12 protein-coding genes and 1 other RNA gene are annotated in these 15095 nt (G+C 69.2%); 4 read left to right on the forward strand and 9 right to left on the reverse strand.

Annotated features, from left to right (window positions below; all coding sequences use genetic code 11):
- Positions 1-19: 19 nt before the first annotated feature.
- Positions 20-526 (reverse strand): hypothetical protein, encoded by a 507-nt coding sequence (locus JSY14_RS02710; protein WP_259557225.1) that lies wholly within the window; start codon positions 524-526, stop codon positions 20-22.
- A 174-nt stretch (positions 527-700) separates the two neighbouring features.
- On the opposite strand from JSY14_RS02710, the gene JSY14_RS02715 reads away from it, so the two are divergent.
- Positions 701-2176: an IS1182 family transposase gene (locus tag JSY14_RS02715; RefSeq protein ID WP_259557226.1), complete on the forward strand. Its 1476-nt coding sequence runs from the start codon at positions 701-703 to the stop codon at positions 2174-2176.
- A gap of 433 nt (positions 2177-2609) precedes the next feature.
- On the opposite strand, the gene JSY14_RS02720 is transcribed toward JSY14_RS02715, so the two are convergent.
- Positions 2610-3086: a COG1361 family protein gene (locus JSY14_RS02720; RefSeq protein ID WP_259557227.1), complete on the reverse strand. Its 477-nt coding sequence runs from the start codon at positions 3084-3086 to the stop codon at positions 2610-2612.
- 426 nt (positions 3087-3512) lie between these two features.
- Here JSY14_RS02720 and tdh point away from each other — a divergent pair, with 426 nt between their 5' ends.
- The 3 genes from tdh to JSY14_RS02735 all read left to right on the forward strand — a co-directional run bounded on the left by tdh (position 3513) and on the right by JSY14_RS02735 (position 7654).
- The gene (tdh, locus tag JSY14_RS02725; RefSeq protein WP_259559514.1) at positions 3513-4577 is read left to right on the forward strand and encodes an L-threonine 3-dehydrogenase; all 1065 of its coding nucleotides are present in this window, start codon (positions 3513-3515) and stop codon (positions 4575-4577) included.
- A 53-nt stretch (positions 4578-4630) separates the two neighbouring features.
- Positions 4631-5851 carry a glycine C-acetyltransferase gene (locus JSY14_RS02730; protein WP_259557228.1) on the forward strand — a complete coding sequence of 407 codons (1221 nt, stop codon included), beginning with the start codon at positions 4631-4633 and terminating at the stop codon, positions 5849-5851.
- A gap of 111 nt (positions 5852-5962) precedes the next feature.
- Positions 5963-7654: a 3-ketosteroid-delta-1-dehydrogenase gene (locus JSY14_RS02735; protein WP_259557229.1), complete on the forward strand. Its 1692-nt coding sequence runs from the start codon at positions 5963-5965 to the stop codon at positions 7652-7654.
- A 106-nt stretch (positions 7655-7760) separates the two neighbouring features.
- Here the strand turns inward: JSY14_RS02735 and ssrA are convergent.
- The 7 genes from ssrA to JSY14_RS02770 all read right to left on the reverse strand — a co-directional run bounded on the left by ssrA (position 7761) and on the right by JSY14_RS02770 (position 15068).
- Positions 7761-8131: a transfer-messenger RNA gene (gene ssrA / locus JSY14_RS02740) on the reverse strand.
- A 226-nt stretch (positions 8132-8357) separates the two neighbouring features.
- On the reverse strand, positions 8358-8864 hold the full coding sequence (smpB, locus tag JSY14_RS02745; protein ID WP_259557230.1) for an SsrA-binding protein SmpB: 507 nt from the start codon (positions 8862-8864) through the stop codon (positions 8358-8360).
- 121 nt (positions 8865-8985) lie between these two features.
- Positions 8986-10290 (reverse strand): M23 family metallopeptidase, encoded by a 1305-nt coding sequence (locus JSY14_RS02750; RefSeq protein WP_259557231.1) that lies wholly within the window; start codon positions 10288-10290, stop codon positions 8986-8988.
- Positions 10291-10429: 139 nt separating this feature from the next.
- Positions 10430-11347 carry a permease-like cell division protein FtsX gene (ftsX, locus tag JSY14_RS02755; RefSeq protein WP_259557232.1) on the reverse strand — a complete coding sequence of 306 codons (918 nt, stop codon included), beginning with the start codon at positions 11345-11347 and terminating at the stop codon, positions 10430-10432.
- The gene (gene ftsE / locus JSY14_RS02760) at positions 11344-12270 is read right to left on the reverse strand and encodes a cell division ATP-binding protein FtsE (protein WP_259557233.1); all 927 of its coding nucleotides are present in this window, start codon (positions 12268-12270) and stop codon (positions 11344-11346) included. The genes ftsX and ftsE overlap by 4 nt, the downstream gene beginning before the upstream one ends.
- Before the next feature lie 102 nt (positions 12271-12372).
- Positions 12373-13494: a peptide chain release factor 2 gene (prfB, locus tag JSY14_RS02765; protein WP_259557234.1), complete on the reverse strand. Its 1122-nt coding sequence runs from the start codon at positions 13492-13494 to the stop codon at positions 12373-12375.
- A gap of 11 nt (positions 13495-13505) precedes the next feature.
- Entirely contained in the window at positions 13506-15068 is a 1563-nt protein-coding gene (locus JSY14_RS02770; protein ID WP_259557235.1) for a glycerate kinase, read from the reverse strand.
- Positions 15069-15095 lie beyond the last annotated feature (27 nt).

Consider the following 15095-nt stretch of genomic DNA (forward strand, 5'->3'; position numbering starts at 1 on the left):
CGCCACGCCCCCGCGGGGCTCACTTGCAGGGCGGCAGGGAGCCGATCGAGAAGGGGCCCGCCTCCCACGAGCAGGGCTGGCCGTCGGGGCGGCCCTCCCAGTCGCCGGAGAGGGACACCGTCACGGAGCCGTTGGCCAGATTGCCGCTGACGTTGGAGGTGAAGGTCGCGACCTCTGTCTCCCCCGGTTCGACGGTGAAGGTGTAGCTCGCGCCCTGGAACTCCGACGTCTCAAATCCCGAATTGGTGTGGAGGTAGATGCTCTCGACCGTCACGTTCGCGGTTCCCGTCGCGGTGCTCAACGCCGACAGCTCGAAGGCCACGGTGTACGTCTTCTTCTTGCCCTCGCTGCCACCGGTGTTCTTGCACGCGTACAGAAGATTCACCGAGGCCACCGAGCAGGGCGAGGCCGACGCGACGGGGGCGATCGTGGTCATGGCGACCACCGGGGAGGCCCACAGGGCCCCCTTCATGAGGGAACGACGACCGGTGCGCGATGCACCACTGCGATCGACGAGGTCGGACATGTCTTCTCCTTGACTGCGGCTGGGGACGGTCAACCGACCCCGTACGTCCCCAATCGCCGCGGGCTGCGATCGTCTGCTGGACCATCGTGTTGGACGGCGCACCTAGGAGCGTGGGTCAGTAACACGCCAGTCCCGGTCCGCGGCTGAGGGCACGGCAGCCGGGAGAATCTGGTCATGAGCGGTGAGGAGTTGTTCGACGGTGAGGCCTTCCGGCGACCGGCACCGGAGCCTGCAACTGGCGAGGAGGTCGCCGGTGCGGACAAGACGTTCCGGGCGTTCGCTCCGGAGCAGGACCTGTTGCTGCCGCCGTCGTTGGATGAGTGGCTGCCGGGCGAGCACATGGCGCGGTTCATCGCCGAGTTGGTTGATGAGCACCTGGACCTGTCACGGATCTACGCGGCCTACAGCGAGGGGCGGGGCGCCCCGCCGTATGACCCGCGGCTGATGGTGCGGATTCTGCTGTACGGCTACACCACCGGGGTGCGCTCCTCGCGCAAGCTGGAGAGCGCTTGCGTGGACGTGGTCACCTTCCGCTGGCTGGCAGCCGGCAGCGCCCCGGACTACCGCTCCATCGCCCGCTTCCGCAAGCGCCACCTCTCAGCGCTGGGCCACCTGTTCCTCCAGGCGCTGGCGCTGTGCCAGGCCGCGGGCATGGTCAAGCTCGGGAGGGTGGCGCTGGATGGCACGAAGGTGCGTGCCAACGCCTCGCGGCGCAAGGCGATGAGCTACGCGCGGATGAGCGAACGAGAGAAGGTCCTGGCCCAGGAGGTCTCCGAGCTGCTGGCCGAGGCCGAGGAGATCGACAAGGCCGAGGACGCCAAGTACGGCAAAGACCGACGCGGTGATGAGCTGCCCGAGGAGCTGCGCCGCCGCGAGACCCGCCTGGCCAAGATCCGCCAGGCCAAGGCGGCGCTGGAAGAAGAGGCCCGCCAGCGCGCCGCAGCCGCCGCCCGGGAGAAGGCCGAACAGAAGGGCGAGGACGAGCAGACCACCGCCCAGCGGGTCGCGGCAGCCGAGGCCAAGGCCACCGTCAGACCGAAGGCGCAGCGCAACTTCACCGATCCCGAGTCACGGATCATGAAGACCTCCGACGGGGCGTTCCATCAGTGCTTCAACGCCCAGGCCGTGGTCGATGAGGCCCACCAGGTCATCGTGGCCACCGACGTGACCGACTGCGCCGCCGACGTGGCGAACCTGATCCCGCTGACCGAGCAGACCGCAGCCAACACCGGCCAGGCTCCCGGCGAGGTGCTGGCCGATGCCGGCTACTGCTGCGAGGACAACCTCACCCAGGCCACCGCCTTGAGGGTCGAGACGGGCACGGAGTTCTTCATCGCCACCGGCCGGACCAAGCACAACGAGCCGGCCCCGCTGGCCCCACGCGGGCCGATCCCGAAGAACGCCACCGCCAAGCAGCGCATGGCCCGGACGCTGAAGACGAAACGCGGCCACGCCGTCTACGCCCGCCGCAAGACGATCGTGGAACCGGTGTTCGGACAGATGTCCACCCTGCAGAACGCCAAACAGCTCCTGCTACGCGGCCTGGAAGCAGCACGCGGAGAGTGGCTGCTCCTGTCGGCCTGTCACAACCTGCGAAAGCTCTACCAACACCTCGGCACCGGCGGCCTGGCCACCCTCCAGACCACCTGACCAGGGCCCGCGCGGGGGCTTGCACCGCCCGGGCACAGCGCCCTACCGATCCTCCGGGCCACGCAGCGGCGCTCCGGCGACCAGCACAGCCCCATCCGACGGATGCCGACCGACGAGGCCTGATGATCGACACGCGACCATCGGCGACTCCGTTTCCCCTTACCGACCCGCGCTCCTAGCTGATACCCACCCCGCGGGTACGACCGGGCCCACCATACATGCCAACGGTCTATAAGACCACCGGTTCACGCAAGAACTCTGCACCGACACCGTCCGGGATCGTCCACCGACCAGACAAACTGGACAATCGGGCGCCATCGCGGCCGTTCGATCCACCGGCCTCGAGGCCGTCCGAGTGATGGTTCCCGGTTCGACGGCCGAGGACCGCTCCCCTGCGGGAGCGGTCCCCGGCGATGTGGAGATGCGGGCCGGGTCAGTCCTGGCAGGGCGGGAAGGACTCCACCTGGACGAACGTCGTGACCGTCTCGGTCGACCCATCCGTGAAGCGGACCTCGATGTCCACCTTGGCAGTGCCATTGCCCAGGTCACCACTGGCGTCGGAGACCTCGCGAACCGTCGCGCTCTCACCCGGCTCCAGCGTGCCAGCCCAGGTGGTGGTGATGTCGAAGAACGTGATCGGGGTGTCCGAGTTCGGCTCCACCACGATGCTGACAACGCGGTATTCGAGCGGCTGGTTCGTCTGGTTCTCGACGTCGAACACCAGGCGGTAACGCTTCTTGCCGTCGGGGCCGAAGTCACCGGTCTGCTTGCATGACTCCTGGTTGTAGGTGACGTCGATCGGCGTCGTGGGGCTGATCGCGAGGGCGGGGGCCGCGGTGCTCAGAGCGGCCACGGGGGCCGCCCAGGCGGCGGCGCGGAGGAGGGTGCGCCGAGGGGCGGGGACGGTCATAGCGGACTCTTTCAAGCCGGTGAAAGATTGCGGGGACACACGACGCAACACCGCGTCGCGCCGGACATTTCTTCCGGCACGTGTCGATGGTGGCGAGAACGATAGCGTGTTCGGCGACTGAAAGGGACATTTACGGATCTCCTGGCGAAGCAGACACCCTCCGGGATGGATCAGGACTGCATGGGCCGAGCACCCGCCGCGCAGCGAATGCGCAGATCACAGGGCATTCGTGCGACACCACGCCATGTCCGGAGCGCGTGGCCTGTCGCGTCCGGATCATGGACATCCCCTCCGGCTCCCCGGACGCGGTCCACGCGGCCACGAGAGGGCCGACCCCGAGCGGCTCACTAGACTCGAGGACAGCCCGGCACCCGCAGCGCCGGACGCCCGAGCGACGGCGAAAGGACGATGATGACCCCGCGCACGATGCGCGCCCTGCGCAAGTCCGCCCCCGGCCCCGGTTTCGACTTCACCGAGGCCCCCGTCCCCGAGGTCGGTGACTTCGACGTCCTGATCCGGGTGATGCGCGCCGGCATCTGCGGCACCGATCTGCACCTGCAGACCTGGGACGCCTCGGCCCAGGCCATGTGCGACACCGTGCCGTTCATCCCCGGTCACGAGTTCTACGGCGAGGTCATCGAAGTCGGTGCGTCGGTGCGCGATGTGCGCGTGGGCGACAGGGTCTCCGGTGAGGGTCACGTGGTCTGCGGTACGTGCCGCAACTGCCGCGCCGGTCGCCGGCAGATGTGCATCCGCACCCGCAGTGTCGGTGTCCAGCGCGACGGCGCTTTCGCCGAGTACGTCGCCATCCCCTACTTCAACGTGTGGGTGCACGAGCATGACGGCCGTGAGGACGTGATCAGCCCGGAGCTGGGCGCCGTCTTCGACCCCTTCGGCAACGCCGTCCACACCGCGTTGAAGTTCCCGCTGGTGGGTGAGGACGTGCTCATCACCGGTGCGGGCCCCATCGGGCAGATGTGCGCTGCCGTCGCCCGCCACGCCGGCGCTCGCTACGTCGTGGTCACCGATGTGGCCGAGCATCGCCTGCGCATGGCCGAGGAATGCGGCGCCGACCTCACCGTCGATGTCCGCACCACCCGCATCAAGGAGGCCCAGGCCTCGCTCGGGATGCGCGAGGGCTTCGACGTCGGGCTGGAGATCTCCGGGCAGGCCAGCGCTCTCCAGGAGATGATCGACAACATGAACCACGGCGGGAAGATCTCCCTGCTGGGTCTGCCCGCCCGCCGGTTCGAGATCAACTGGACGACGGTGATCACCCACATGCTGACGCTCCAGGGGATCTACGGCCGCGAGATGTTCGAGACCTGGAACGCGATGTCGGCGATGCTCACCAGCAGTGAGGAGCTGCGCGCACGCGTGCTGTCGACCGTCAGCGACGTGCTGCCCGCCCACGAGTGGGAGCGCGGCTTCGAGCTGGCGCGCACCGGAGCGGCCGGGAAGATCGTCCTGGACTGGACGACCACCGACTGAGCCAGGGACCGGCCTATCCGACCGTTCCACCCGACGACCTCGAGAGGATCACCGTGTACACCGACCTCAAGCAGCAGCTGTCCGCCGAACTGGAGGAGATCCGGGCCGCCGGCACCTTCAAGCAGGAGCGGACCATCACCACCCCCCAGTCCTCGCACATCCAGGCGGGATTGCCCGGCCGCGACAGCGGTGACGTCCTGAACTTCTGCGCCAACAACTACCTGGGTCTGGCCGACCATCCGGACATGATCTCCGCGGCCAAGCGCGCCCTCGACGAGCGCGGCTTCGGCATGGCCTCGGTGCGGTTCATCTGCGGGACCCAGGACATCCACCTGGAGCTGGAGCAGCGCCTGTCGGCCTTCCTCGGGACGGAGGACACGATCCTCTTCGGTTCCTGCTTCGACGCGAACGGCGGTGTCTTCGAATCGCTGTTCGGCAAGGAGGACGCGATCATCAGCGATGAGCTCAACCACGCCTCCCTGATCGACGGCATCCGCCTGTCCAAGGCCGCCCGCTTCCGCTACCGCAACGCCGACCTCGAGGACCTGCGGGCACAGCTGGAGGCCGCCCAGCAGCTCAACGACGGCCGGGGCGCCCGCCGCAGCATCATCGTCACCGACGGCGTGTTCTCCATGGACGGTTACCTGGCGCCGCTGGACGGGATCTGCGACCTCGCCGACGAGTACGGGGCCCTGGTGCTGGTGGACGACTCCCATGCCGTCGGGTTCATGGGCGAGACCGGGGCCGGCACCCCCGAGCACTTCGGCGTCTCCGACCGGGTGGACCTGTACACCGGCACCTTCGGCAAGGCCCTCGGAGGCGCCAGTGGCGGGTACGTGTCCGGGCGCGCGGAGATCATCGCCGTGCTGCGCCAGAAGGCGCGCCCGTACCTGTTCTCGAACTCCGTGGCCCCGTCGATCGTCGCCGCGACTCTCACGGCACTCGACCTGGTGCAGGACAGTGCGGAGCTGCGCAAGCAACTGTTCGAGAACGCCGCCCTCTTCCGTCGCCGCATGACGGAGGAGGGATTCGAGCTGCTGCCCGGGGAGCACGCGATCATCCCGGTGATGTTCGGCGACGCCGCGCTCGCCGGCCGCGTGGCCGACGCCATGCTGGAGCAGGGTGTGTACGTCACCGCCTTCTCCTACCCCGTGGTGCCCAAGGACAGGGCGCGCATCCGCGTGCAGCTGTCCGCCGCGCATTCCGACGAGGATGTGGAGACCTGTGTGAGGGCTTTTGTCGCCGCCCGCGAGGCGGCCCAGCAGGCCGCCTGATCCCACCCGCGACACCGCGTGACGCGGAGGGCAGCACCTACCGTCTGGGTCACGGCCTGACCTACGGTGACTGACAGGACCCCACCGGCACCTCGACCAAGGAGCACGCCGATGGCCGCCCTGCACACCGCTCCTCCCCACGTCGTCGACACCGAGGTCGACCTGCTCGTCGTCGGTTCCGGCACCGGCCTGCTGTGCGCGCTCGCCGGCCACGAGCTCGGTCTGGACGTGCTGGTGGTCGAATCCACCGAGCATGTCGGCGGCTCCACGGCGTTGTCCGGTGGTGCCTTCTGGATCCCCGCCAATGACGTCGTCCGGGAGGCAGGCGGCTACGACTCCCCCGAGGAGGCACTGACCTACCTCGATGCGCTGGTCGGTGAGGCCGCGCCCCGCGAGCGCCGCGAGGCGTGCGTGCAGCATGGCCCCCGCGCGGTCTCCCTCATGCGGCGTGCCACCCCGCTGCAGTTCCAGTGGGCCAAGGGGTACTCCGACTACCACCCGGAACAGCCGGGCGGCTCGGCGGTCGGCCGCACCTGCGAGGCGACGCCCTTCGATCTGCGCACCCACCTCGGTGAGCATCGCGACCGGTTGATCCCCCCTGCCTTCCGCGCTCCGATACCGATGCCGGTCACGGGTGTCGACTACCGCTGGATGAACCTCATGGCGAAGGCACCCGGCACCGCGCTGCCGAAGATCGTGCGGCGCGTCATCCAGGGTGTGGGAGGCATGGCGCTGCGCCGCGAATACACCGCCACCGGTCAGGCACTCGTCGGCGGCCTGTTCGCCGGTGCGTTGCGGGCCGGTATTCCGATCTGGACACGCACCTCGCTGCGGCGGCTCCTCGTCGAGGACGACAGGGTCACCGGCGCGGTGCTGGCCCACGAGGGCCGCGAGGTCACCGTGCGGGCCCGCCGCGGCGTGGTGCTCACAACCGGTGGGTTTGACCACGACATGGCCATGCGGCGTGAGCATCAGAGCCAGGCCCTGGATCACTGGACCATGGGTGCCCCCGGCAATGACGGCGCAGGGATCCGCGCCGGCATCGAGGCGGGCGGCGCCACCGACCTGATGGATCAGGCCTGGTGGTTCCCGGCGATCGCACCGATCGCTGATGCGAAACCCACCGTAATGCTCGCGGAGCGTTCCCTGCCGGGCTCCCTCATGGTCGGGACGAACGGTGAGCGGTTCCTCAACGAATCCATCGACTACATGAGCTTCGGACAGGAGTGGGTGCGGCGCGCCACCTCGGACGACCCGATCGGCGACATGTGGATCGTGTTCGACCAGGAGTACAAGAACTCCTACGTGTTCGGCACCGTCTCCTTCCCCCGCACCCCACTGCCCCGGCAGTGGTACGACGCCGGGATCGCGGTGAGGGCCGAGGAGCCGCGGGCGCTCGCGGCGGCGATGGGCGTCCCGGCCGACGCCTTCGCCGCCCAGCTGGATCGCTTCAACCGGGGCGCCGCGATGGGTTACGACCGCGAGTTCGGTCGGGGCGCCTCCCGCTACGACAACTACTACGGGGACCCGACGGTCACCCCGAACCCCAACCTGCGGCCCCTGGCCGGGACGCTGTATGCGGTGCGGGTGGTCCCCTCGGATCTGGGCACCTGCGGTGGACTGCGCGCCGACGGCAGCGCGCGGGTGCAGCGGCCCGATGGGTCGGTGATCGAGGGCCTGTACGCGATCGGCAATGCCGCGGCGAACGCCTTCGGCACGACGTACCCGGGCGCCGGGGCCACCATCGGGCAGGGGCTGGTGTTCGGCATGCTCGCCGCGGAGGACGCCGCGCGCCGTCCGTGACGGGACGGCGGTGCGCCCGGCGCCTTGTCCCGCAGGGGTGCTGGATGCACGACGGCCCCGGACGACTCGCGAGGAGTCGGCCGGGGCCGTCGGGGTGGCGCGTGCGTCGTGGAGCCGGCGGGAATCGAACCCGCGTCCGATCGTGCGGAGCCAGGGCTTCTCCGGGCGCAGTCCGTGAAGGCGTGTTCTCAGTCCCGACGCTCACACGGACACGTCGTCGACGGACTCAGTCACTCTGAGGTGTTCACCCGACCCCGGTGACCAGGGTCGGAAGCAGTGGCTCCTTGGATGATGGAACGATCCGGGTCAGGAGCAAGCCCGGGGTTCCAGACTGCTGTCGCTGATCAGGCAGCGAGAGCGAAGTCAGTGCGCTTGGATTCGGCACTTATTGGTTTCCCAGGGACGTTTACGAGATGACCTGGGCTTCTCGGCCCGCTTCCCCTCGCTGGACAACGACCGTCGAAACCGATCGGCCCCTGAGCGTGGAGTCGCAAACGGCAGCTCGAGGGCTGCCACGCACGCGCTATCGACTTGTCAACCGGGGCGTTCCCGAGGGGACGTCCTGTCCACGGTCAGACCACTGTACAACCCGACCGGCCGCTGCCCAACGGAATATGGCGACGCTCACGTGCGGGTCATGCGCGCGGGTGCGACGCGGTCGGGCTCACCGGCGGCGGCGGTGGCGCGAGCCGGGGGGCGGTGCTCAGACCAGCTCGCGGCGCCGCATCGCCCGCTGTGCCTCACGCAGATCCTGCTTCTCCCGCAGTGTCTGGCGCTTGTCCCATTCCTTCTTGCCGCGGGCCAGGGCGACGACGACCTTCGCGTGGGAGCCGAGGAAGTACATCTCCAGCGGCACCATCGTGTAGCCCTTCTCCCGGGTCTTCCCGGCGAGCCTGTCGATCTCCCGGCGGTGCAGCAGCAGCTTGCGTTTGCGGCGGGCGGCGTGGTTCGTCCAGGTCCCCTTGACGTAGGGGGCGATGTGCACGGCCTCCATCCACATCTCACCCCCCTCGATGTAACAGTAGCCGTCCACCAGGGAGGCGCCGCGGTCACGCAGGGACTTCACCTCGGTGCCGGTGAGCACGATGCCCGCCTCATAGGTGTCGTCGATGTGGTAGTCGTGCCGTGCCTTCTTGTTGGAGGCGATCAGTGTCTTCTTCGGGCCGTCGGCCTGCCCGGACCGACCGGCGGTTCCCTTCGAACCGGCCATACGACCCACCTCCTGCTGTGTCACGTCAGGGAGTGCGCACCGAGGATCGTGGAGCGCACGGACACCCCAGGATACGTCGCGACTGGCGCGGGCTCCCGCGTTTTTCCGTGGCGACCGGTGGTCAGCCCAGGTAGTTCATGGGGTTGACCGGGTTGCCGTCCTCGTGGATCTCGAAGTGCAGGTGGCATCCGGTGGACGAGCCGGTGGTGCCGACATACCCGATCACCTGGCCGCGCTTGACGACCTGACCGCTGGAGGCCGCGAAACCCTGGAGGTGGTGGTAGGAGCTGGTGACCAGCGTGTTCCCCCGCAGGCCGTGGCTGAGGATCAGTTTGTTGCCCGCGCGGCCGTTGTACCCGGCGGAGATCACCTGACCATCGGCGGTGGCGTGCACCGGGGTTCCACAGGCCAGGGGGAGGTCCACGCCGGCGTGGAGTTTGCGGGTGCCGTAGATCGGGTGCACACGCCACCCGAAGTTCGAGTTCACACCGCCCGGACCGGGGGCCGCGAATCCCGTGGCGCTCGGCGTGCCGGTGTAGACCCCGCCGCTGTTGGCGGCGGCTTGCCGGGCAGCGAGTTCGCGCTCCTTCTCCTGCCGCGCGATCTCCGCGATCTGCGTGTCCAGGGTCTGGGAGCGGGCGCTCAGTGTCGACGAGTCGTTCTGGTATTTGGTCTTCTTGGCCTCGAGGTCGTTCTTCTTCGAGGTCTGGTCGGCGTACAGGGCGTCGAGGGCGGTCTTCGCGTCACGGGCCTGCTGTTCCGCCTGCTGCCGCTGGGCCACGGCCTGCTCGGACTGCCGCTTGAGATCGGCGATCTCCTGGCGCACCGCGGTGAGGCGGTCCGCGGCGTTGGCCGTCACGGACTGGTCGGTGCGCAGGTCCTGCAGCGCCGAGCCCTGCGCCTCCATCGCCAGGCGGTAGTTCATGGAGCGATCGACGGCATCCTGGGGCTTGGCGGTCCCGACGTAGATCGAGGTGGGGTCGGGCATGCCACCGCCCTTGTACGCCTCGAGGGCGAGAGCGGACAGTTCCGAATCCGCGGAATCGATCTGCTGACGCCCCTGCTCCGCCTGCGCCTCGAGGTCCTTCTCCTCCTGCTGGGCCGCGGCGAGGCGCCGGCCGGTCTCCTGGTCCTTCTGGCGGGCATCGGCCAGGGCCTGCTGGGCGTTCTCGAGATCCGACTGCGCCTGGGGGATCTGCAGCTCCGTCTGGGCCAGCGCGAGGTAGGTGTCGCGCAGATCGGCATTGACGTCGTCGAGCTCGATGCGCAGCTCCTCGATCTGCCGATCGACCTGCTGCTTCTCCTGCTCCTTCTCCTCACGTGAACCCTCCGCGAGCACCGGCGTGGACACCGAGGCGAGGCAGGCGAGGACGAGCGCCGAGGCGCTCAGAGCAGTCGCGACGCGACGGCGCACGGATCGGATCACGGTGAGACCTTCCGACAGGGAACGGCAGGGCGCCGGCGAGGTGCGATGGCTTGTGGGACCTGCAGGGTCCACGGCCGCTCCCCGGGGCACCGATATCGGGCAAGTTACCAGCGGGACGGTCGCTGCGGGCGATTCTTTGTCAGATCTTGAGGTACCGGTTGAGCGAGACCACACTCGAGATCATCGACAGCAGCGCCCCGAGCACCACGAGCAGCGGTCCCGCCCACAGCAGGTCTGCCGTGGACACCGAGATGATGCCGCTGCCGAGAGTGCGGGCGATCCACCCTTCGACGAGGAAGCGCAACCCCAGCCACAGCAGACCGGTGGCGATGAGACCGCCGATCACCGCGGCCACCGCACCCTCCAGCAGGAACGGAAGGCGGATGAACACGTTGGATGCGCCCACCAGGCGCATGATGGCGATCTCGCGGCGCCGGTTCGCCACTGACATGCGGATGGTGGTGGCGACCAGCAGCACCGCAGCCACCAGCATCAACAGGGCGACGCCGAGCGCGAAGTAGGTCGACTGGTTCAGGACGTCGATGAACGGCGCGTAGACGGAGAGCAGGTTGGTGACGTCGTCCACGCCATCGCGTCCCTGGAAGAACTCCACCACGGCGTCGGAACGGGAGGCGTCCCTCAGGGTGATGTGGAACGACACCGGAAGGTCCGCGGCGGTGAAGTCGTCGGCGAAGGCCTCCCCGGCGAACTGCTCCTGGTAGATCGCCAGGGCCTCTTCCTGCGAGCGCTCGTCATAGGTGGAGACGTACTGGGAGAGGACCTCCCCGTCGAGGGCGTCGCGCACCGACTGGATCTGGGCGTCGGTGGCGGCGCCGCCGGCGCAGGTGGCGGCGGTGGAGTGCGGCGAGCACATGAAGATCGTGACCTGGGATTCCTTCACCAGGGTGGATTTCATGTCGAGGATCTGCTTCTGCATCAGCAGGCCGGCACCGACGAAACTCAGTGAGACCGCGGTCACGATGATCACCGAGATCACCATGGCGATGTTGCGCCACAGACCGGTGAGGATCTCCGAGAGGATGTACTGCGCCCTCATCGCCGCACCTCCCTCGGGTCGTCGGCAGTGTGCTCCGCGCCGGGCTCGGCCTCGTCGAAGAAGTCCTCCTCCTCGAAGGCCTCCTCCCCGAAGGTGCTCTCATCCTCGACCCGGTGTCCGCCCTCCTCGAGCAGATCCTCGTCCTCCACATCGTGGTGGATCTCGCCGGGGTCGATCGCGACCTCCGCCCAGGCGTCCTCACCGTCCTCCGCATTGCCGGAGATGACGCTCTGCGGGTCGACGGACTCATAGGTGCCGTGCTCGTCGTCGCGCACCACCCGCCCACCGACGATCTCGACCACGCGGCGGCGCATCCGGTCGACGGCGGCGCGGTCATGGGTGGCCATGACCACGGTGGTGCCTCGGTCGTTGATCTGCGCGAGCAGCTCCAGGATGCCCTCGGCGGTGGCCGGATCGAGGTTTCCCGTGGGCTCGTCGGCCAGCAGGATCGAGGGCCGGTTCACGTAGGCGCGGGCGATGGCGACACGCTGCTGCTCGCCACCGGAGAGCTCATGCGGCAGACGCTTCGCCTTGTCCTCCAGGCCGACCATCTCCAGCACCTCGGGCACCAGGCGGCGCACCACCCGGCGGGGCGTGCCGATCACCGCGAGAGCGAACTCGACGTTCTGGTATGCGGTCTTCGAGGGGAGCAGTCGGAAGTCCTGGAAGACCATGCCGATCTCGCGCCGCAAGGCGGGCACGCGCCACGACGGGATCGTGGCGAGGTCCTTGCCCGCCACGTACACGCTGCCGCGGGTGGGCGTCGTCTCCTTCAACACCAGGCGCATGAGGGTGGACTTGCCGGAACCGGAGGCACCGACGAGGAACACGAACTCGCCGCGCTCGAACTCGATGCTCAGGTTCTGCAGCGCGGGCGCCTGCCCGCGCAGATACGTCTTGCTGACGTTGTCGAAGCGGATCACGTCTTCCTGCCGTCGACCGGGGTCATTGTCCGGGCCAGCCTAGGCCCCCTCGCCGCGCGGGCGAAGGCCTCGGCGGCACCTGGTGCGAGCATCACAGGGCGCTCAGGCGTCCCCGGTCTCGCGCTGCTGCTGCACACGCCAGCGGATGCCGGCCTCGATGAAGTCGTCGATCTCCCCGTCGAACACGGCGGTGGTGTTGCCGGTCTCGTGGTTGGTCCGCAGGTCCTTCACCATCTGGTACGGATTCAGGACGTAGGAGCGCATCTGGTCGCCCCAGGAGGCCTTCACGTCACCGGCGAGTTCCTTGCGCTTGGCGTCCTCCTCCTGCTTCTTCAGCAGAAGCAGGCGGGACTGCAGCACGCGCAGGGCGGCGGCGCGGTTCTGGATCTGCGACTTCTCGTCCTGCATGGACACCACGATGCCGGTGGGGATGTGGGTCATGCGCACGGCGGAGTCGGTGGTGTTCACCGACTGGCCGCCCGGGCCGGAGGAGCGGAAGACGTCGATCTTCAGTTCGGTCTCGGGGATCTCGATGGAGTCGGTCGACTCGATCAGGGGGATCACCTCGACCGCCGCGAAGGACGTCTGGCGGCGGCCCTGGTTGTCGAAGGGGCTGATGCGCACCAGACGGTGGGTACCGCCCTCGACCGACAGGGTCCCGTAGGCGTAGGGGGCCGAGACCTCGAAGGTCACCGACTTCAGCCCGGCCTCCTCGGCGTAGGAGGTGTCCATCACCTTGGTGGGGTACTCGTGGCGCTCCGCCCACCGCAGGTACATGCGCAGCAGCATCTCGGCGAAGTCCGCGGCGTCGACGCCACCGGCGCCGGCGCGGATCGTCACCACGGCGTTGCGCTCGTCGTATTCACCGGAGAGGAGAGTGCGCACCTCGAGCTCATCGAGGGCCCTGCGGATGGCGGCGAACTCGGATTCCGCCTCCTCCAGGGTGTCAGCATCGGATTCCTCCGCCGCCAGTTCCACCATCACCTCGAGGTCATCGATACGGGACCCGAGCTCGTCGACACGGCGTCGCTCCGCCTGCGCATGGGACAGGGCGCTGGTGATCTTCTGCGCCTCGTCGGGATCGTCCCAGAGGTCGGGGGCGGCGGCCTGGGCCTCCAGATCCTCGATCTTCCGGGTGAGCGCATCCAGATCCGTCACCTTCTCGATCGACGCCAGGGTCGCTCGGAGGGCGGGGATCTCTTCGGAGAAGTCGATGGTGGCCACGAGGGGCGAGTCTACGCGAGGGCCCTCGCCATCTGCTCGCCGGCGAGGGTCAGCAGGTCCGCTCCGCGCGTCATGGCAGCCTCGACAGAGCCGCCGAGCGCGGTGAGGTCCCACGTCCGGTCGATGCCGGCGCGCCGCAGCGTGTCCTCGTCGAGGGCCACGGCGCCCGCGACGGCCAGGACCGTGAGCCCGCGGGCCCGTGCCCGCCGCGCGACCTCACCGGGTCCCTTGCCCTGCAGCGTCTGCTCATCGAGCCGCCCCTCCCCGATGACGACGGCCCGGCTGTCGTCGAGAGCGGCGTCCGCGGCGAGCACGGTGAGCACGGCGTCCGCACCGGGAACGTGCTCGGCACCAAGAGCCTGCAGGGCGAACCCGGTGCCCCCGGCGGCGCCGGCCCCGGGGCGGGCGGCCAGCGCCCCGGTCGGGTCGAGGAGATACGCGAAGCGGGCGAGGGCCCGGTCCGCGGCCTCCAGGGCGGGGCCGGTCAGTCCCTTCTGAGGGCCGAACACCGCGGCGGCGCCCTCGGAACCGAGCAGCGGGTTGGTGACGTCGCAGGCGACCTGGAGTTCGAGGCCGTCGAGTGCCCGGCGGGCGGGCTCGAGGTCGACACGGTCCAGGTCGGCGAGGCCGCGGGCGCCGGGACCGATGTCGCGACCGTCGGCGTCGAGCAGCCGGGCGCCGAGGGCCTGCAGCATCCCGGCGCCGCCGTCGGTGCTCGCGCTGCCACCGACGCCGATGAGGAGCCGTCGGGCGCCGAGATGGCGGGCGGCGAGGATCGCCTCCCCCAGGCCCCGGGTTCCGGCGCGCTCCCCGTGCAGCTCACCCGCGGGCAGCAGGGTGATACCGCTGGTCATGGCGAGCTCGACGACCGCGCGGTCGCCGCGCCGCGCGAGGCGGGCGGTGACGGGGTCGCCGAGCGGACCGCTGACGGTGACCTGTTGGGGTGTCCACCCGGCGGCGCAGAACGCATCGACAGTGCCATCACCGCCATCGGCGATCGGCAGGGAGCGCACGGAGAGCTCCGGGCGCGCGCGGTGCAGCCCGCAGGTGAGGGCCTCTGCGACCTGCACAGCGGTGAGAGTGCCCTTGAACTTGTCGGGGGCCACGAGGACGTCGCTCATCACCCCATCGTGCCGGAGCGGCGCCGGGCCGAACGACTCACCGGGCCCGGCCGGTGCTGGTGGTCTCGAGGGGACGGGACGGTCGGCGCCGCGGGTCAACCAACCGATGAGCGCCGGGTCGGTCCGGGCCGCCAGCCGGATCGTGACCTCACCGCCCGGTTGCCGGGTCACGTCCACCAGGGTGACATCCCGCAATCGGGGGCTCTCGAAGGGGTACGCATCCAGATAGCTGCGCGCGGCCCGTCGCATCTCGCCCTCGGACAGCGGGATCCCCGTGCGATCGCGATCCGGTTCGTACAGCCCGCTCTCATCGATGCCCTGGGAGGCGGCGAGCGCGGCACCGTCAGCGGCGTCCTGCAGCTCGTGACGATCCAGCTGGACGGAGGAGACCGCCGCTCCGAGCGCCACGACCATGAGGATGACGACGATCAGTCCCAGGGTGAGGACACTCATGGAACCGTCGTCGCGGGCTCCACCGGC

Origin of the sequence: Brachybacterium sillae, assembly GCF_025028335.1 — a bacterium.
Taxonomy (GTDB): domain Bacteria; phylum Actinomycetota; class Actinomycetes; order Actinomycetales; family Dermabacteraceae; genus Brachybacterium; species Brachybacterium sillae.

Excerpts from the sequence above, each read along its gene's own strand:
- JSY14_RS02770 (WP_259557235.1), bottom strand. The coding sequence starts at position 15,068 with ATGAGTGTCCTCACCCTGGGACTGATCGTCGTCATCCTCATGGTCGTG.
- JSY14_RS02715 (WP_259557226.1), top strand. The coding sequence starts at position 701 with ATGAGCGGTGAGGAGTTGTTCGACGGTGAGGCCTTCCGGCGACCGGCA.
- JSY14_RS02710 (WP_259557225.1), bottom strand. The coding sequence starts at position 526 with ATGTCCGACCTCGTCGATCGCAGTGGTGCATCGCGCACCGGTCGTCGT.
- JSY14_RS02735 (WP_259557229.1), top strand. The coding sequence starts at position 5,963 with ATGGCCGCCCTGCACACCGCTCCTCCCCACGTCGTCGACACCGAGGTC.
- ftsX (WP_259557232.1), bottom strand. The coding sequence starts at position 11,347 with ATGAGGGCGCAGTACATCCTCTCGGAGATCCTCACCGGTCTGTGGCGC.
- JSY14_RS02720 (WP_259557227.1), bottom strand. The coding sequence starts at position 3,086 with ATGACCGTCCCCGCCCCTCGGCGCACCCTCCTCCGCGCCGCCGCCTGG.
- smpB (WP_259557230.1), bottom strand. The coding sequence starts at position 8,864 with ATGGCCGGTTCGAAGGGAACCGCCGGTCGGTCCGGGCAGGCCGACGGC.
- tdh (WP_259559514.1), top strand. The coding sequence starts at position 3,513 with ATGCGCGCCCTGCGCAAGTCCGCCCCCGGCCCCGGTTTCGACTTCACC.